This is a genomic window from Actinocrispum sp. NPDC049592 (genome assembly GCF_040675465.1).
GTDB lineage: Bacteria > Actinomycetota > Actinomycetes > Mycobacteriales > Pseudonocardiaceae > Kibdelosporangium.
Genome location: NZ_JBFAPA010000009.1, coordinates 372,702 through 387,038 on the forward strand (window position 1 = coordinate 372,702; position 14,337 = coordinate 387,038).

Consider the following 14,337-nt stretch of genomic DNA (forward strand, 5'->3'; position numbering starts at 1 on the left):
GCAGCAGCGGTGTGACCGTCCCGGCTGGAGTGTTACCTCCTTCTACGGAGTGCGAGCACGACAGAACCGATGGCCAGGATCAGCGCGATCCCGGCGACCCCGACCGCCCACCAGGCCTGCATGGTCGGCGCATCGACCACCGGTTGTGGTGAGGAAAAGGCGGCGGGGCCGCGCAAGGTCAGGACGGGGGCTGGATGTTCGGCCTCCCCGCCCCCTGTGGCGGGGAGGTCGATCCACCGGGCGACCTCGCCGTCGCTGTAGGTCTGCACGACGCGGAACGTGAGCTTGTCCGTTGTCGCAGGCAACGGGCCCGCCGCGATCCGGAACTCGTCGTACTCGCCCGGTTTGATTCCCGACCCGGGACCGGCCGTCCACTCGATCTCGCTGACCGTCTGCGACGGCCCGGAGTGCGAGTGGTCGGCGTGCTGGGCCACCTGCTGGACCGGAACCGTGGTGAGCTGGTAGGTCCAGCCGGGGTGCGGCCGGACCGACACGTTCTCCACCAGCTGGTCCGCCGGGAACGCGACCCGCAGCTTGACGGTGCTCGCGGTGGCGCTTTCCGTCGGAACCCGGAACGCGATCTCCGCGAAGGCACCCTGCACTGCCTCGTCGGAGTGCACCGTGACGTGCGCCGCGGCGGGCGGAGCCGTCACCGCGAGCACCGCGACACCGGCCACCGCCACGAGGACGGTGCGGCGCAGCAACCGGGGCATGTCGTCTCACCCTCCCTTACTGGATCGGGGCCAGCGCCGTCGTTCCGGCCGGGAGCACCCGCAGGATGCCCCACAGACCGGCTTCAGTGAAGGGCTGACGCATGTCGCCGTACAGGTAGTCGCCGCGATAACGGCTGTTGCTGCCGACGAGCTCGGCGTCGAGGGTCTCGCCGGACGCCACCGACTTGGCGGCGAGCAGCTGGGACCGCTTGTCCGTCGTGCCGTTCCACATGTTCGGCTCCTGCGGGAACACGTGCCCGCTGACGGAGAACGTGTGGAACTGGTCGGTGGCCCCGATTCCGACCCGGAAGATCACCGGGTCGCCGGTGAACGTCCGGAACACCGGGGTCGCCGGATCACCGAAGCGGGCCGAGCTGAACGCGGACCCGAAGTCGGCCGACGGGTTGGACGGCAGCCCGAGCCGCGTGGTCAGCGGCGCGCTCGAGTAGTTGATCTGGCTGTACCCGAGGTTGGCCACCGGCGGGTTGAGGTCGGTGAACTGGCTGTTCACCCCCGCACCCGCGACCACGTCCTGGTACGGGAAGATGCTGCGCGAGTACTGCTGGTCGGTGGTGCCCATCATCAGCGCGAACTCCCGGAAGTTCCCGGTGGACGAGCGGATGATGGCCTGCGTGGACGTCCTGTTCGGACCGAGTGGCGCGTTGTCCGCGCTGTTGGCCCACGTGGAGCCGTTGGGTTCGACGATCACCAGCCCGTAGGCACCGTGGCGCATGGACGCCGTGCTGCCGAGGTTCTGGAAGACCGCTGTTCCCAACGCCTTGTCCGCGGTGAACCGGTACACGAACGTCTGTCCGATCGCGACAGTGGTGTCCGGGTTGAGCCCGACCGCCGTGCCCGCCTGGATCTGCGGGTTGTACGGGAGCTTCCCGAGGTCGAACCCGGCTCTGCTGCCGCCGTACTTCGACCCGTTCGTGATCTGGTTGCGGACCGTGATGTGCATGCAGTCACCCTGGTTGGCGCGCAGCACAAGGGGTTCCACCTTCTTCGTGCCCGCCTTGATGGCGGCCACATCGGACGTGAGCGCGTAGACGATGCCGTCCTGGTCCGCGTTCGGAGCGGTCGGCAGCGCCTTGTTGAACACGGTCACGTCGTAGTCACGCGCGGGCGCGCCTTGCACGCACGGACTGGCCGAGTTGGACACCACACCGGCCTGTGTGGACGGTGGCGGGTTGCCCGTGTTCGGCCGCAGCAACGGGAAGCCCGCTCCGGACGGCGGCGCTGTCCGGCCTGGCAACGGCTTCAGGTCGCTCTGCAGGTGGTCGTGCACCCGGAAGATGCCCCACGCCCCGGACTCGAGCGCGAAGTTCCTGGTGCTGTAGTAGAGGTAGTCGCCCGCGAAGTGGCCCGGTCCGCCCGCGCCACCGTCGAGCACGTAGTCGAACCGTTCGGAGATGCCCGTCGTCCCCGTGGTGACCAGCTCACCGTCCGCGTTGAACCGCTCCCGCGCGAACCGGTGTCCCTGGATCCGCAACGACTCCACGCGATCGTTGACGCCGATGGTGCGGATGACGACCGGATCGCCCACGTACGCCCGGAACAGCGGCGTGCCGGGGTCACCGTACTTGGTCGACGAGAACACATACGGGTCAACGGATGTCACCGTCGCAGCGACGGTGTTGGCTCCGGTTCCGTCGTTCACCTTCGTGGTCGCGTTGCGGCAGACCGTGCCGTCGAACTCCTGACGCTGGTCCGCCGTCGAACTTCGTTCGCCGAGCGGGGCCGCCCTGAGGTTGATCAGGCCTTCCTCGCACTCCTGGCCGGCCTGCCGGTCGAGCCGCCCCAGAGCCGGGTTGTCCAGCTCGGGCCGGCCTTGCCGCCCGTTGCCCAGGAACACCATGTACTCACGGAAGGACGCCCGCACCCCGGCGCCGACGGTGTCGGTGGTGTGGATGTCGACGATCGTTCCACTTTGGACCTGGTTGCCGGTCTTCGGGTCGTGGTAGGTCGAACCCTTGGGCTCGATGATGTGCGCGGCGAACAGGCCGTGCGCCCAGGACTGGATGCCCTGGACGTGGTCGTGCCAGAACACCGTGCCACTGTCCACATCGGAGTACCAGCGGTACTGGACGAACTCGACCGACACCGGCTCACCACTGCTGTGCGCCTGGCCGAGCGTGCTGTCCAGCGTCAGCGTGTTACCCGAGATGGCGGTGATCTTGCGGATCTCGATGTTCGCCCGGCCCGCGCCGACCGCGACCGAGATCCCCGGCCGCAGCCCGGCGGCACTGGACACGGTGATCCGGTTGCCGCTCACCGACGACAGCGTGCTCGGCGTGATCTGGTTGTGGTAGACGGATGTCTCGAAGTTGAACCCGGTGATCACGCCGTCCGAGCCCTGCGGGTCGAACTGCACGAAGTGCGTGTGCATGTTGACCTTCTGCTGGATCTCCGGATTCAGCTCGCTCGAGAACGTGATCGCCACACAGTCCCCGACGTTCGACCGGATCACCAGCGGCTCGGCCGCCTTCGCGCCGGACAGCACGGCGTTCTTGTCCTGGTTGAGCACATAGATCTCACCGTTCTCGTCGCGCTCCCGGATGGTCTCCTGGATGGGCACGCTGATCGCGGTGATGTTGTAGGTGCGTACCGGTGCGGACGCCGGGCAGAGCCCGTCCGGTCTGGTGGCGGACGCGGTGTTGCCCAGGTACGGCGCTCCCGAGTGCCCGTTCGGCGAGAACGGCGGCCGGGCGCCGAGATGCGGATCCAGCAACGGATACGCCGGTCTGCCGTTGAGCGGGTTGAACATGATCGGGTTGCGCTGGCCCGGGGTCGGCGACTGGTAGTTCACCCACACTTGGGTGTCGTCGGCCTCGTTGAGGTACAAGGGCGCCGCGAGCGTCCCGGCCTTGGTCCAGTCCAGTACGGTCGCGTCGGTCTTGTTGGCCGGCTTGCCCTGCGGCGGGATCTCGCTCTCGACGAGGTCCTCGACCGCGGTCTGCGTGGCCGGGTTGGTCAGTCCGGCCTTGGGCACGATCCGCTTGCCCTCGATGTCCAGGCCGAGCAGACCCTGGGACGTGACAGCGGCCGGCGGAGCGGTACGACCCGGTATGACCGCCAGGTCACCCTGTTTGGTGTCGTACACCCGCCAGACGCCCCACATCCCGGCGATGTAGTGGTGCGCGATGTGACAGTGGTAGAGGAAGTCCCCGGCCGCCTGCTGGCAACCGCCCGCACCACACTCGTGTTGCAGGTTGTAGGTCTCCGACGGGCCGATGGTCTGCGAGTCGAGGTTGATCGACGGCTGGTTGTTCGGCGGGAACTTCTCCAGCCCACCGGCGAAGTTGCTGTTCTCCGCGTTGGGGTTCTGCGGCCACCGGTCACCGCCGCCGTGCAGGTGGTGGACGTGCAGCTGTTCCCAGCCCGCGTGCACGAGCCGGGTCTTGGTGGGTTCGCCCAGGTAGGACCGCGGCATCGGGGTCGCCGGGTCGCCGAAGATGTACGAGCTGTAGTTCAGCGACTCGCTCGCGGGCAGGGTCGAGTCGTCCGCGCCCTGGGTCTGCACCAAGAGTTCCTGACGGCGGAAGAACGGCTCACTGCGGTAGTTCAGCGCCCGGCTGCCCGGCCGGTAGCTCTCGGTGTCGGTCCCGCAGTTGTCGATCCCGCCCTCGTCCCGCATCGGCAGCGGCGCGCCGTTGCCGTCCGGGTCGTCGAAGCAGTTGGTGTCGCCGCCGTTCTCCCTGGCCGGCCGCCGCAGCGCGAACTGCTCGTCGCCGATCTCGTGGTACATGATCACGAACTCGCGGAACGACACCCCGCTGCCCGGCCGGATGATGGCCGAGAAGCTGTTGAACCTGGAGTCGTTCGTGCGGTCCGCGCCGGTGTCCGGGTCCAGCCAGGTCGCCCCGGCGGGTTCGGCCACGAGCGTGCCGAACAGGCCGTGCGCGGTGAGCTGCACCGAGTCGCCGCCGCTGTGGAACACCTTGGCCCCCTCGCCCATCAGCGGGTCGAGGTAGAACTGGTACTGGTGTGAACCACCCGGCGGCACCATCACACCGGCCGGGTTGGTGCCGACGGCCTGGCCGCCCGCACCGGCCGCGGCGTCATACGCCACACCGGCCATGTCCATCGACACCGAAGGCACGCCACCGGGTTGCGTCGACACCGGGACGGTGCCGAACCCGGGGCCGCCATGCGGCGCGTCGGTGAGCTTGTTGGTCAGGTTGACCACGACGCACTCACCGAGCCGTCCCCGCAGCACCAACGGCTGGATCGGGTCCTGCCGCAGGCCGTTGGACACCTTGGCACCGCTGCCATCCGAGCCTTCGGCGGCGTTGGCCTTCAGCGCCGCCTCCTGCGCCCGGATCTCGCCGACCTTGTCCGCCAAGGCGTACATGAAGCCGAACGGGTCGTGGTCGCCGAACCGGTTGACCGTGATGTCGATGTTGATCGCCTGCACGTTGTAGGTCCGCTTGGGCGCGGTGGCACAGCTGCCACCGGCTTCCTCGTCCGCCTGCGCCGGTGCGGCCGCTGCGACCGTCGGCAAGGCGTTGACCTGCAACGAGATTGCCGCTGCTACGACCGCTAGCGTCGCTAGCCGGTATCGCAGGCCGCGGCTCGGCTCGCCGGCCGGCGGCAGGGCGAAGGCGAGCACGACCAGGCCGGTCACGAAGGCGAGCGGCTGCACCGTGAGCAGCGGCTGGTCCGTGGGGAACAGCAACGCGACCGGTGCCAGAGCGGGCAGGAACCACAGGGACACCAGTGCCGCGGTGACCACAGTGGACTGAATCCCGAGCAGCGCCCGGGACTTCGCGGCCAGCCACACGGCCACCGCGGCGGCCGGGACGGTGAAGATGGCATCCCGCATGACGGGGACCAGGTCCGCGGGCGCGCTCGCATGCCGCCACAGGGTGGCCGCGACCGCCAGCAGAATGGCGAGCACGACACCGCGTTCCATTCCCCATGAGACGCTCGACCGGTCATTTTCAGACCAGTGCATGTCGTCCGCTCCTTTCAGTTGTGGTTCGAATGCGGAGGTGCCACGCCGATCGCGAGGCGAGCCGTCGCACCTTCGTGAGTCCATTCGATCCACACCGGGGAATGGGGCGGAAGGTCGAAATACAGCACACCGCTGACCGCACTGCCCGGAGCGAGCCTGGGCAGCTCACCGAACGTGTCGGAATGCGCGGACAGCGGCTCTCCGGCCGGCTCGGTTCGCAACAGGAATTCCTTGCCCGGCCGGATCGGGCGCGTTTCACCGGTGGAGTTGACCACCGTCACGGTCACCGCGAGGCGTTGCTGCCCCTCGGCCGGCATGCCCGGCATCATCGCCGGTGGCATCTGGTAACCCGGTGCCGTGCTTGACATGTCGTGATCCATCATGACCCAGTCCGCCGCGCCGACCGACGCGGTCAGACCGCCAAGGCTCGCCGAGACATCCGTGGCGGCCGGTGGCTGTTCGGCGGCGAAGAGCTCGCGCACACCAAAGAAAGCGACCGCTGCGGCCGCCGTGAGGACAAGGGAGATACCGGCTATTCGCAACATGCAGGGTGGTCTTTCCAGGTATCATTTCCAGGCAGTGAAATGTTTTCATGGTGCTCATGGAGCAGGAATGAGTGGAATCGCCTAGGTGAGTCATCCCACCTAGGTGCTCCCGGTGGACTCCCCGCATGACGACGGCCGAACAGGGGCGGCGCATCGCGTTGCTGGTCGCCGCAGACGATCACAGCGATCCGGCCAGATCGAGGAGACCTTGCCCGCCCACCAGTACTTGGCCGCTTCGGTTGCGCCGCGCATGGGTTGCCGCACCTCTAAGTCCGTCTCGCCCACACGAGTTTGCTCCACTCGCGGGCCGGTCCGGGCTGGCCGCCGGCGATGGGCGCGGAACCGATCAGCTCGAAACCGGCGACCTCGAGGATCAGTTCCAGTTCCCGGGGCAGGAAGAAGCGCAGCGAATGGGTTTCGGTGTCCTGGTCGACGAGGCGGTCACCGTCGATCAGCCAGAGGTGCACGCCCATCTCGTAGACCTGTTCGTCGGGGTGCACGCGGCCGGTGGTGGCGCGCAACAGGGATTGGGTGCCGTCGGTCATGGCCGTGAAGCCGCCGCGGGGGCCGTTGCTCAGCACGGCTCCCCCGTCGAGAACGTCCAGTACCAGCAACCCTCCTGGGCGTAGATGCCGCCGGGCGGTGCCCAGCGCGCCGAGCAGTTCCCCGGTGGTGCCCAGGTAGCCGAACACCGAGAACATCATGATCACGGCCTCGAACGTGCTGCCCAGGCGGACCTCCAGGAGGTCGGCCTGGACCACTGAGGCGCCCGCGTAGGGCTGGAGGCGGCGCCGCGCCTGGGCGACCATGCCCGGGGAACGGTCCACACCGACCACCACGTACCCGGCCTCGGCCAGCTTCTCCAGATGCCGTCCGGTGCCGCACCCCATGTCCATGACCGAGGACACCCGGCCGTGCTCGGTGAACACGGCCACCAGCTGGTCCACTTCGGACTGGTAGTCCTTGCCCGCGTGCCAGCGGTCGTACCACTGGGCGTGCAGCGAACCGAAGATCTCCGCCCGCATGTCAGATCCTCCGTGCCCACACCAGCCGGGACGCGGCCAGCGGCGCGCTGCCGACCAGCTCCAGTCCGGCTACCTGCAGCACCAGCGCCAGCTCGCGCTGGGCGAAGTAGCGAATGGTGTAGGTCTGCTCGACCGGGCCGCCACCGGGCAGTTCCCACGTCCGCAGGCACAGCTCGATCACTTGCGCGGCAACGTTCACCACCGTGGTGTGCGCGATCAGGACCTCCCGGTCGCCGGAGGTGAACGACAGCACCCCGTTGACCGGTGGAGATGCAAGCACCTGAGCCGCGTCGAGCACGTCGAACACCACCAGCCCGCCATGGCCCACCTGACGGCGCAGAGCATCCAAAGTAGACCGCACCCGGTGGTTGGTGACCTGGTGCCCGAGCATCGCGAACATCATGATCACCGCGTCGAACGTGCGGTCCATGGTCAGCTCGAACAGGTCCGCCTCGACCACAGCGGCCCGGGACGGGAACCCGGCCAGCCGCACCCTCGCCCGCGAGGCCAGCTCGGGCGACCGTTCGACGCCGACCACGTCATACCCGGCCGCGGCCAGCAGTTCCAGGTGCCGCCCGGTGCCACAGCCGAGGTTCAGCACCGAGGACACCGACCCCTCTTTGAGGAACACGTCCCGCAGCTGGTCGGCCTCGGCCCGGTAGTCCTTGCCCCGGTGGAACCGCTCGTCCACCGGGCCGGACAGGGCGGCGAGCAACGGTTCGAAGACGGAGTTCATGCGACGGCCTCCAGAGAAGCGACGACGTCGGCCGGGCTCGGCTGCCGCTCGATCTGCCGGCGCAGCCGGTGCGCGGCCTGCCGGTGCCGGCCCGCGGACAGCAGCTTGCCGGCCGCGGAGCGGATCACCTCCTCCCGCAACGGGTCCCGCGACAGCTCCTGGTAACGCAGGTGCAGCCCGGCCCCGATGGCGGCCAGCCGGTCGGAGGTCAGCGCCTGGTCGGGTTTGTTGGTGATGGCCAGTTGCGGGACACCGCAAGCGGCCGCGGTGAGAGCAGTACCGTCCCCGGCTTGATGCACGATCAAGTCGCAGTAGGGCAACAAATATTGTAACGGCACGGAGACCGCTGGGCGCGCGTTCGACGGCAGCTCTCCTAGCAGTGCCAGCTGTGCAGACGTAGTCGCGATGACAAGGTCGACATCGCTGCGCCCCAAGGCCGCGATCGTGTCCCGCAACGGGTCCAGCGCGGCCATCCCGAGCGCCATCATGGTCCGGTCGACGCCATGTCCCCACGTGACACACACGCGCCGGCGCGTCCGCCCCAGCCACTCGGCCAACCAGTCAGGTACCACGCCCGGCCCGTTGTAAGGCACGTACCGCATCTCCTGCCACGGCCCGGGAACCGCGATCCGCAGGCTCGGCGGCGACGGATCGACCGTCATCGTCGGCATCGGCCGCACGTCCACCCCGAACCGCCGGAACAGCGCCGCATACTCAGGCAACGGCAACGACACACCGGGCGCGTAGCGGTTTTCCATGGGCCGCAGGCCATACCCGGTGAGGTGCCGGACGCTCGGGACCCCGATCACCGCCGCCGTCACCGCCCCGGCGAACCCGGCAACGTCGTACACCACGACATCCGGCCGCCACACCCGCGCGAACGCCACCATATCGTCCACGGTGGCGCGAGCGACCCGAGCCGCGTTGCGTCCCAAGTACTCCAACAGGTCACGTTGGTCGTCGCTGAGCAGGTGCACGGCGAGCGGCCAGTCCGGCGGGAACCGTTCGTGCGCGTAGAACCGTTGCGTCAGGCCCTGGAACGTGACCGCGGGCGGGGCGACATCCGACCCCACGACGACCGCGGGCAGCCCCACCGCCCGCATCGCGTTGGCCAGCACGGGTGCGGCGGCGATCCGGACCTCATGCCCGGCGGCCCGGCACGCCCAGGCCAGCGGCACCATCGGGTACAGGTGCTGCCGGGCGTTGTTCGGCGTGAACAACACTCGCACGGCTACACCAGCTCGTGGTCGCGCTCGCGGGCCCGCACGCGCGGCAGGACCTCCTGGCAGAAGTACGGCAGGGTCTCCAGATCCGGGCGGCCGTGGAACAGGAACTGCGTCACGCCGATCCGCCGGTAGGTGAACAGCGCGTCCACGATGTCATCCGGCGACCCGATCAGCGCGAGCGACAACGGCCCCATGTACGGGATCAGCCCGGTCCACAGGAACGGTTCCGGCCAGTCCGACTCCTTGTACCCCAACGCGTACGTCGAGGCGAACCCCACAGACTCCTTGCTCTGCTCACGGAACCGGTCCTGCACATCGCGCCCGGCCTGACCGGCGCGCTCCATCATCGCGTGCCCCCACTCGATGGCCTCGGCCCGCGTCGGCCGCACGATCATCGAGAACAGCAGCCCGGTCGCCTTTCCGGTGTCCAGCACCCGTTGCAGCCCTGGCCGGATCCGGTCCGGCGTGTCCCCCAGGCGCAGCAGGCAGTCGCCGTGCTTGATCGCCATGTCCGAGGCCAGGTCCGAGCTGCCGCCGAAGTACAGTTCCGGACGGGTCCGGCCGTTCTCGCCCAGGAACGGTGTGTTCACTCGCGCGCCTTCCACCTGCAGCAGCGAACCGTGGAAGTCGACCGGTCCCTCGGCCCGCCACAAGGCGTGGCAGATCGACCAGAACTCGTCGCTGCGCTGGAACCGTTCGTCGTGGCTCAGGAAGTCGCCGTAGAACCGCATCTCGGTGGAGTTGTGCCCGGCCACGACGTTGATCGTGATCCGCCCACCGGTCACGGCCGCCACCGTATTCACTTGTGTGACAAGCAAAGTCGGCGAGATCGTGCCCGGCCGGATGGCGACCATGTACTTGACCCGCCTGGTCGCGCCGCCGAAGTACGTGGCCATCGCGATGGGGTCGGCCCGCTGGTAGCCGGTCGGCAGCAGCAGGGAGTCGATCCCGCCCTCGTCGGCCAGCTTGCACAGCTCCAGCTGCCCGTCGATGTCCTCGACGGGATTGACGTGATCGCGGTCGTGCGAACCGCGCAGCGGGTCGCGGACATTGCTTCCGGGGATACTCCAGTGGAAGCGCATCGGGGTCACGGCAGCGCCCTCCTTCTGGCCAGCCCGACGGCGAGCGTCCGCCGGGTGCCGATCCGGTCGATCGCGTCGACCACCCGGAGGACGTCGTTCTCCTTGAGGCCACCCCAGAACGGCAGGCACACGATCCGCGTGCCCAGCTCGTCCGCGACCGGGGTGGGCCCGGCGGTCGCCAGGCCACGCGGCCGGTACCGGCCGGTGAAGTACGCCCGCGCGTGGATGCCGTACCGCATCAGCTCGGCGCACAGCGCCGGCGCGTTCACCGGTCCGTCCGGCGTCAGCCGCACGGCCATCGATGCAACATTGGGCCACGCGCCGGGCCGGAACGGCACCGGCTGAATCCACTCAAGGTGCCGCAACCCCTCCAAGTACCAGTCCCGAACCCGGATCCGGCGGCGGATCTCGTTGTCCGCCTCGCCGAGCACGACCGCGCCCACGGCCGCGTGCAGCTCGCTCATCCGCGCGTTCGTCCCGGCGGTCCAGGCGCCTTCCACGCCCACGCCGAAGTTCCGCAGGCGCCGCACGGCATCCGCGACCTCCCGCACCGTGCTCATCACCGCGCCGCCCTCGACCGAATGGGTCAGCTTCATCGAGTGCAGGCTCAACGTGGACACATCGCCGTACGACAACAACGGCCGGTCCCGGTAGGTGATCCCCCAGCAAGTGGCCGCGTCGAAGATCAGTGGAACACCGGCATTGCGCGCGACCGTCCACAGTGCATCGATGTCAGCCGGGCAGCCGAACGTGTGCACGGCGAGGATCCCGGTGGTCCGTTCGGTGATCGCGGCCTGTGCGGCCTCCGGGCACAGCGTCAGAAAGGACGGATCCACGTCGACCGTGACCGGCGTGCACCGAGCGTGCCAGACCCCTTGGGAGACAGCCGGAAACGCGGCTGCGGGAACGATCACCTCACCGTCCAGCCGCAAAGCGTTGCAGGCGAGCTGGATCGCGGTCGTCCCGCTGCCGCACACCGCCAGCTCGGGAATCCCCAGCCGCGCGGACAGCAACGCCTCGAAGGCCCGCACCCGCGAGCCATCGTTGGTCAACACGCCGCTGCGCAGCACTTCGTCGAGCGCGGCCCGCAACTTCTCCAAGGCCGGCAGGACCGGCCGGACGAGCACGATGGGGTCGGGGCTCACGCGGCACGCTCCAGTTCTTCCAAGGCGGGCACGACCTGGGCGGGGGTCGGCTGGCGTTCGATCTCGGCGCGCAGCGCGGCCGCCGCCTCCCGGTAGGCCTCGTCGGCCAGCAGCTTCTCGGCCGCGGCCCGGACCAGTTCCCAGCGCCGGTTGTTGTGCCGCAGCTCCTGGTACCGGAAGTGGACGCCCGCGCCGTTCGCCGCGATCCGGCTCGCGGGCACCTCGGCGTCCGGTTTGCGCGTTATGGCCAGTTGTGGGATGCCCTGGGAGGCAGCGGTCAACGTCGTCCCGTCGCCGCCCTGGTGCACGATCAGGTCGCAGTGTGGCAGAACCAGGTGCAGCGGCGTGCTTTCGCTGGTCCGCACCGAAGAAGGCAACTCCCCTAGCTGGGTGATCTGCTCGGCGCTGGCCACGACAACGATGTCCACATCCAGACTGGCCAACGTGTCGATCGCCTGTCGATAGGGACCCGCGGCCGCCCCACCAAGGGCACGAGCCATCGTGTGTCCCCATGTGACACAAACCCGTGGCCGGTCCCGGACGCCGGTCAACCACCTAGGCACGTCCCCAGAACCGTTGTACGGCAGGTAACGCATGCCCTGCCACGGCGGATCCGCATCAGCCAGGCGCATACTCGGCGGCGTCGGGTCGACGGTCATGGCGGCCTTGGTGGTCACCGCGACGCCGAACTGTTCGAACAGCCGCGAGTACGCGGGCAGCGGGCGCCCGTCCCGCAACTCCAGCCGGGGCACCGAAGCCGAACCGAACAGCAACCGAACCCCTGGCACGCCAAGCACCGCAGCCGCAACCGCGCCCGCGTACCCAACGGCCTCGTACACGACGATGTCCGGCCGCCACCACTGCGCGAACGCCACCAGGTCACCGGCCATCGCCTGCGCGCCCGCGATCATCGCGTTGCCCAGCCGTTCCAGGTGCTCGCGCTGGCGGTCGTTGAGCAGGTGCATGTTCACCGGCCACTCGTGCGGCCACGGCTCCTGGGAGTAGATCGACGCGACGAACTCCGCCCGGTTGCGTTGGGCGTGCACGGCTTCGCCGCCCGCGAGCACCGCGGGCAGTCCGGTGTGGACGATGTCGTTCGCGATCTTGGCCGCGCTGGCGACCCGGACCTCGTGCCCGGCCGCGCGGCAGGCCCAGGCCAGTGGCACGACGGGGAACAGGTGCGGCCGGGCCGCGGAGGAGGTGAACAGCACACGCATGACTGCTCCGCAAGGAGTTCACGGGAGGTAGAAGTGGTCCCGCTGGAAGAAGTTGGCCCGGCCGTCGCCGTTGGTGTACACGGAGTACGCGTCCACCACGAGCAGCCGTTTGTTCAGGTAGGCGGCGAGCAGCACGGTCGAGGACGCAAGCCGGTAGTGCGCCGAGAAACCAGCCGCCTCACTGGGCCGGGCACGCAAACCGAAAGCCGCACCCACGGTGATGCCCCAGTCGTCGGGGTCTCCCGCGCGAGCGCTTGAGATCTGCACGGTGAGCACCCCACGCCGTTGTGCCACACGCACACCGAGGATCCCGGTGGTCTGTTCGTCGTAGTTGACCCAGTCACCCAGTACCGGGCGCAGGTCGAAGTCGGTGGCGTTCATCAGCGGTGGAAGAACTCGCGGCTGAAGAAGTCCGCTCGCCCGCTGCCATCCTTCACGGTGTTGAACGTGTCGAGCACCAGGATGCCCTGCTTGGCATACGCGGCAAGCAGAGTCGTCATGAAACCGAAGTCGTAGAGGGCGCTGAAGGCCATCGCCTGGGTCGCGGACGCCGAGCTGCCGTACACCGTGGCGCGCACCTCGCCCCAGTCGTACGGCTGGCCGTCCGCGTCACCGAATGCTCGTACTACGACGAAGTCGTCGGACTGGGCAAGCTCCATCCGCACCACGCCGGCCGCTTCCTTGTCCGTCGCGTGCCAGGTCCCGAGCAGCAGCCCAGGTTCGAGTGTCACCATGGGTTTCCTCCGTGCAGGGCAAGCGAAGTGTAAGAGCGGCCGGAAAAAACCGGACATGGGACCTTCCCCCTAGGGCTGGGCGGATCCCCTAGGTACTGCAAAGACGTTCTTGTCTCATTGCGTGAACAAGCGCACACTTTGCGACACTACGAAGGACCCAACTGAACATCGCGAGTACGTGACAGGGTGAGCACGTGCCGCGCGTTACCACTCCCCGTTACCCTGCGACTGGAGGAGCGTACTTTGACGCGCGCATACCCTGCCGGGCTAGCCTTCGTGCCAGCGGACGAAGTCGGCCAGGCCGGCCCGGCCCGGGCGGAAACCGTTGACTGGCGCGGACTCGTCCGGATATCCGACCGCAAGACCACAGACGACGATCCGGCCGGGGGCAAGGCCGAGTACCGTCCTGATCACATCGGGGTAGCCCGCCACGCTGAACTGCGGGCAGCTGCCGAGTCCACATGCGACCAAGCCGAGCATGACGTTCTGCAGGAACAGTCCCATCTCCAGGAACAGTCCCGGCGGTGCGGCCGGCGGCAGATGGAAGATCATCTCCACCGGGGCGCCGTAGAACGCCAGGTTGTCCCGGAGGTGACCGCGCCGAGCCGCCTGATCGGCGCGTGCGATTCCCTTGGCCCGCAACACGCCGATGCCCGCCTCGCGGGCGCGCGCCTCGATCACCGGGTCGGCCTGCGCGGGCCGGTTGACGTAGTCGGGGTGCTGGGCGACGCCACGGTCGAACTCGGCGCACAACGCGTCCGCAAGCGCTTTGCGCGCCGCGCCGGACAACACGGACACCTGCCACGGCTGCCCGTTGCGCGTCGATGGCGCGTCGCACGCGGCCGCCAGGACCTCGTCGAGCACCCGCCTGGGCACTCGTCTGTCCACAAAGGAGCGCTTGCAGTGCCGCCTGCCCATCACCCCGGCCAGCGTGGCCCAAGTGTCGTCCATGCCTGG

The 14,337-nt window shown here is 68.7% G+C and carries 12 protein-coding genes; all 12 read right to left on the bottom strand.

Annotation, left to right across the window (positions count from 1 at the left end):
- Nucleotides 1–32: 32 nt before the first annotated feature.
- The 12 genes from AB0J95_RS24670 to AB0J95_RS24725 all read right to left on the bottom strand — a co-directional run bounded on the left by AB0J95_RS24670 (nt 33) and on the right by AB0J95_RS24725 (nt 14,331).
- Nucleotides 33–713, bottom strand: a complete 681-nt coding sequence (locus AB0J95_RS24670) for a YcnI family protein (RefSeq protein WP_364762051.1) — start codon at nt 711–713, stop codon at nt 33–35.
- 16 nt (nt 714–729) lie between these two features.
- A complete protein-coding gene (locus AB0J95_RS24675; RefSeq protein ID WP_364762053.1) occupies nt 730–5,670 on the bottom strand; it encodes a hypothetical protein in 4,941 nt (1,646 codons plus the stop codon).
- Between the two features lie 14 nt (nt 5,671–5,684).
- Entirely contained in the window at nt 5,685–6,215 is a 531-nt protein-coding gene (locus AB0J95_RS24680) for a hypothetical protein (RefSeq protein ID WP_364762056.1), read from the bottom strand.
- Between the two features lie 266 nt (nt 6,216–6,481).
- On the bottom strand, nt 6,482–7,240 hold the full coding sequence (locus AB0J95_RS24685; protein WP_364762059.1) for a class I SAM-dependent methyltransferase: 759 nt from the start codon (nt 7,238–7,240) through the stop codon (nt 6,482–6,484).
- 1 nt (nt 7,241) lies between these two features.
- Nucleotides 7,242–7,976: a class I SAM-dependent methyltransferase gene (locus AB0J95_RS24690; protein ID WP_364762062.1), complete on the bottom strand. Its 735-nt coding sequence runs from the start codon at nt 7,974–7,976 to the stop codon at nt 7,242–7,244.
- Nucleotides 7,973–9,205, bottom strand: coding sequence for a nucleotide disphospho-sugar-binding domain-containing protein (locus AB0J95_RS24695; protein WP_364762065.1), 1,233 nt, complete (start codon nt 9,203–9,205; stop codon nt 7,973–7,975). The genes AB0J95_RS24690 and AB0J95_RS24695 overlap by 4 nt, the downstream gene beginning before the upstream one ends.
- A 2-nt stretch (nt 9,206–9,207) precedes the next feature.
- Nucleotides 9,208–10,284 carry an LLM class flavin-dependent oxidoreductase gene (locus AB0J95_RS24700; protein WP_364762159.1) on the bottom strand — a complete coding sequence of 359 codons (1,077 nt, stop codon included), beginning with the start codon at nt 10,282–10,284 and terminating at the stop codon, nt 9,208–9,210.
- Between the two features lie 5 nt (nt 10,285–10,289).
- Nucleotides 10,290–11,429 carry a DegT/DnrJ/EryC1/StrS family aminotransferase gene (locus AB0J95_RS24705; RefSeq protein WP_364762067.1) on the bottom strand — a complete coding sequence of 380 codons (1,140 nt, stop codon included), beginning with the start codon at nt 11,427–11,429 and terminating at the stop codon, nt 10,290–10,292.
- On the bottom strand, nt 11,426–12,646 hold the full coding sequence (locus AB0J95_RS24710; RefSeq protein WP_364762070.1) for a nucleotide disphospho-sugar-binding domain-containing protein: 1,221 nt from the start codon (nt 12,644–12,646) through the stop codon (nt 11,426–11,428). Before AB0J95_RS24710 ends, AB0J95_RS24705 begins: the two co-directional genes overlap by 4 nt.
- 18 nt (nt 12,647–12,664) lie before the next feature.
- Nucleotides 12,665–13,027: a hypothetical protein gene (locus tag AB0J95_RS24715; protein ID WP_364762073.1), complete on the bottom strand. Its 363-nt coding sequence runs from the start codon at nt 13,025–13,027 to the stop codon at nt 12,665–12,667.
- Nucleotides 13,027–13,380: a hypothetical protein gene (locus AB0J95_RS24720; RefSeq protein ID WP_364762076.1), complete on the bottom strand. Its 354-nt coding sequence runs from the start codon at nt 13,378–13,380 to the stop codon at nt 13,027–13,029. The genes AB0J95_RS24715 and AB0J95_RS24720 overlap by 1 nt, the downstream gene beginning before the upstream one ends.
- A gap of 267 nt (nt 13,381–13,647) precedes the next feature.
- Complete coding sequence (locus tag AB0J95_RS24725; RefSeq protein ID WP_364762078.1) at nt 13,648–14,331, bottom strand: nitroreductase; 684 nt, start codon at nt 14,329–14,331, stop codon at nt 13,648–13,650.
- Nucleotides 14,332–14,337: the final 6 nt, after the last annotated feature.

What these genes read in the sequence shown, in the direction of transcription:
- AB0J95_RS24700 (WP_364762159.1), bottom strand. Translation starts at nt 10,284, where the DNA reads ATGCGCTTCCACTGGAGTATCCCCGGAAGCAATGTCCGCGACCCGCTG.
- AB0J95_RS24680 (WP_364762056.1), bottom strand. Translation starts at nt 6,215, where the DNA reads ATGTTGCGAATAGCCGGTATCTCCCTTGTCCTCACGGCGGCCGCAGCG.
- AB0J95_RS24685 (WP_364762059.1), bottom strand. Translation starts at nt 7,240, where the DNA reads ATGCGGGCGGAGATCTTCGGTTCGCTGCACGCCCAGTGGTACGACCGC.
- AB0J95_RS24675 (WP_364762053.1), bottom strand. Translation starts at nt 5,670, where the DNA reads ATGCACTGGTCTGAAAATGACCGGTCGAGCGTCTCATGGGGAATGGAA.
- AB0J95_RS24725 (WP_364762078.1), bottom strand. Translation starts at nt 14,331, where the DNA reads ATGGACGACACTTGGGCCACGCTGGCCGGGGTGATGGGCAGGCGGCAC.
- AB0J95_RS24690 (WP_364762062.1), bottom strand. Translation starts at nt 7,976, where the DNA reads ATGAACTCCGTCTTCGAACCGTTGCTCGCCGCCCTGTCCGGCCCGGTG.
- AB0J95_RS24720 (WP_364762076.1), bottom strand. Translation starts at nt 13,380, where the DNA reads ATGGTGACACTCGAACCTGGGCTGCTGCTCGGGACCTGGCACGCGACG.
- AB0J95_RS24670 (WP_364762051.1), bottom strand. Translation starts at nt 713, where the DNA reads ATGCCCCGGTTGCTGCGCCGCACCGTCCTCGTGGCGGTGGCCGGTGTC.
- AB0J95_RS24715 (WP_364762073.1), bottom strand. Translation starts at nt 13,027, where the DNA reads ATGAACGCCACCGACTTCGACCTGCGCCCGGTACTGGGTGACTGGGTC.
- AB0J95_RS24710 (WP_364762070.1), bottom strand. Translation starts at nt 12,646, where the DNA reads ATGCGTGTGCTGTTCACCTCCTCCGCGGCCCGGCCGCACCTGTTCCCC.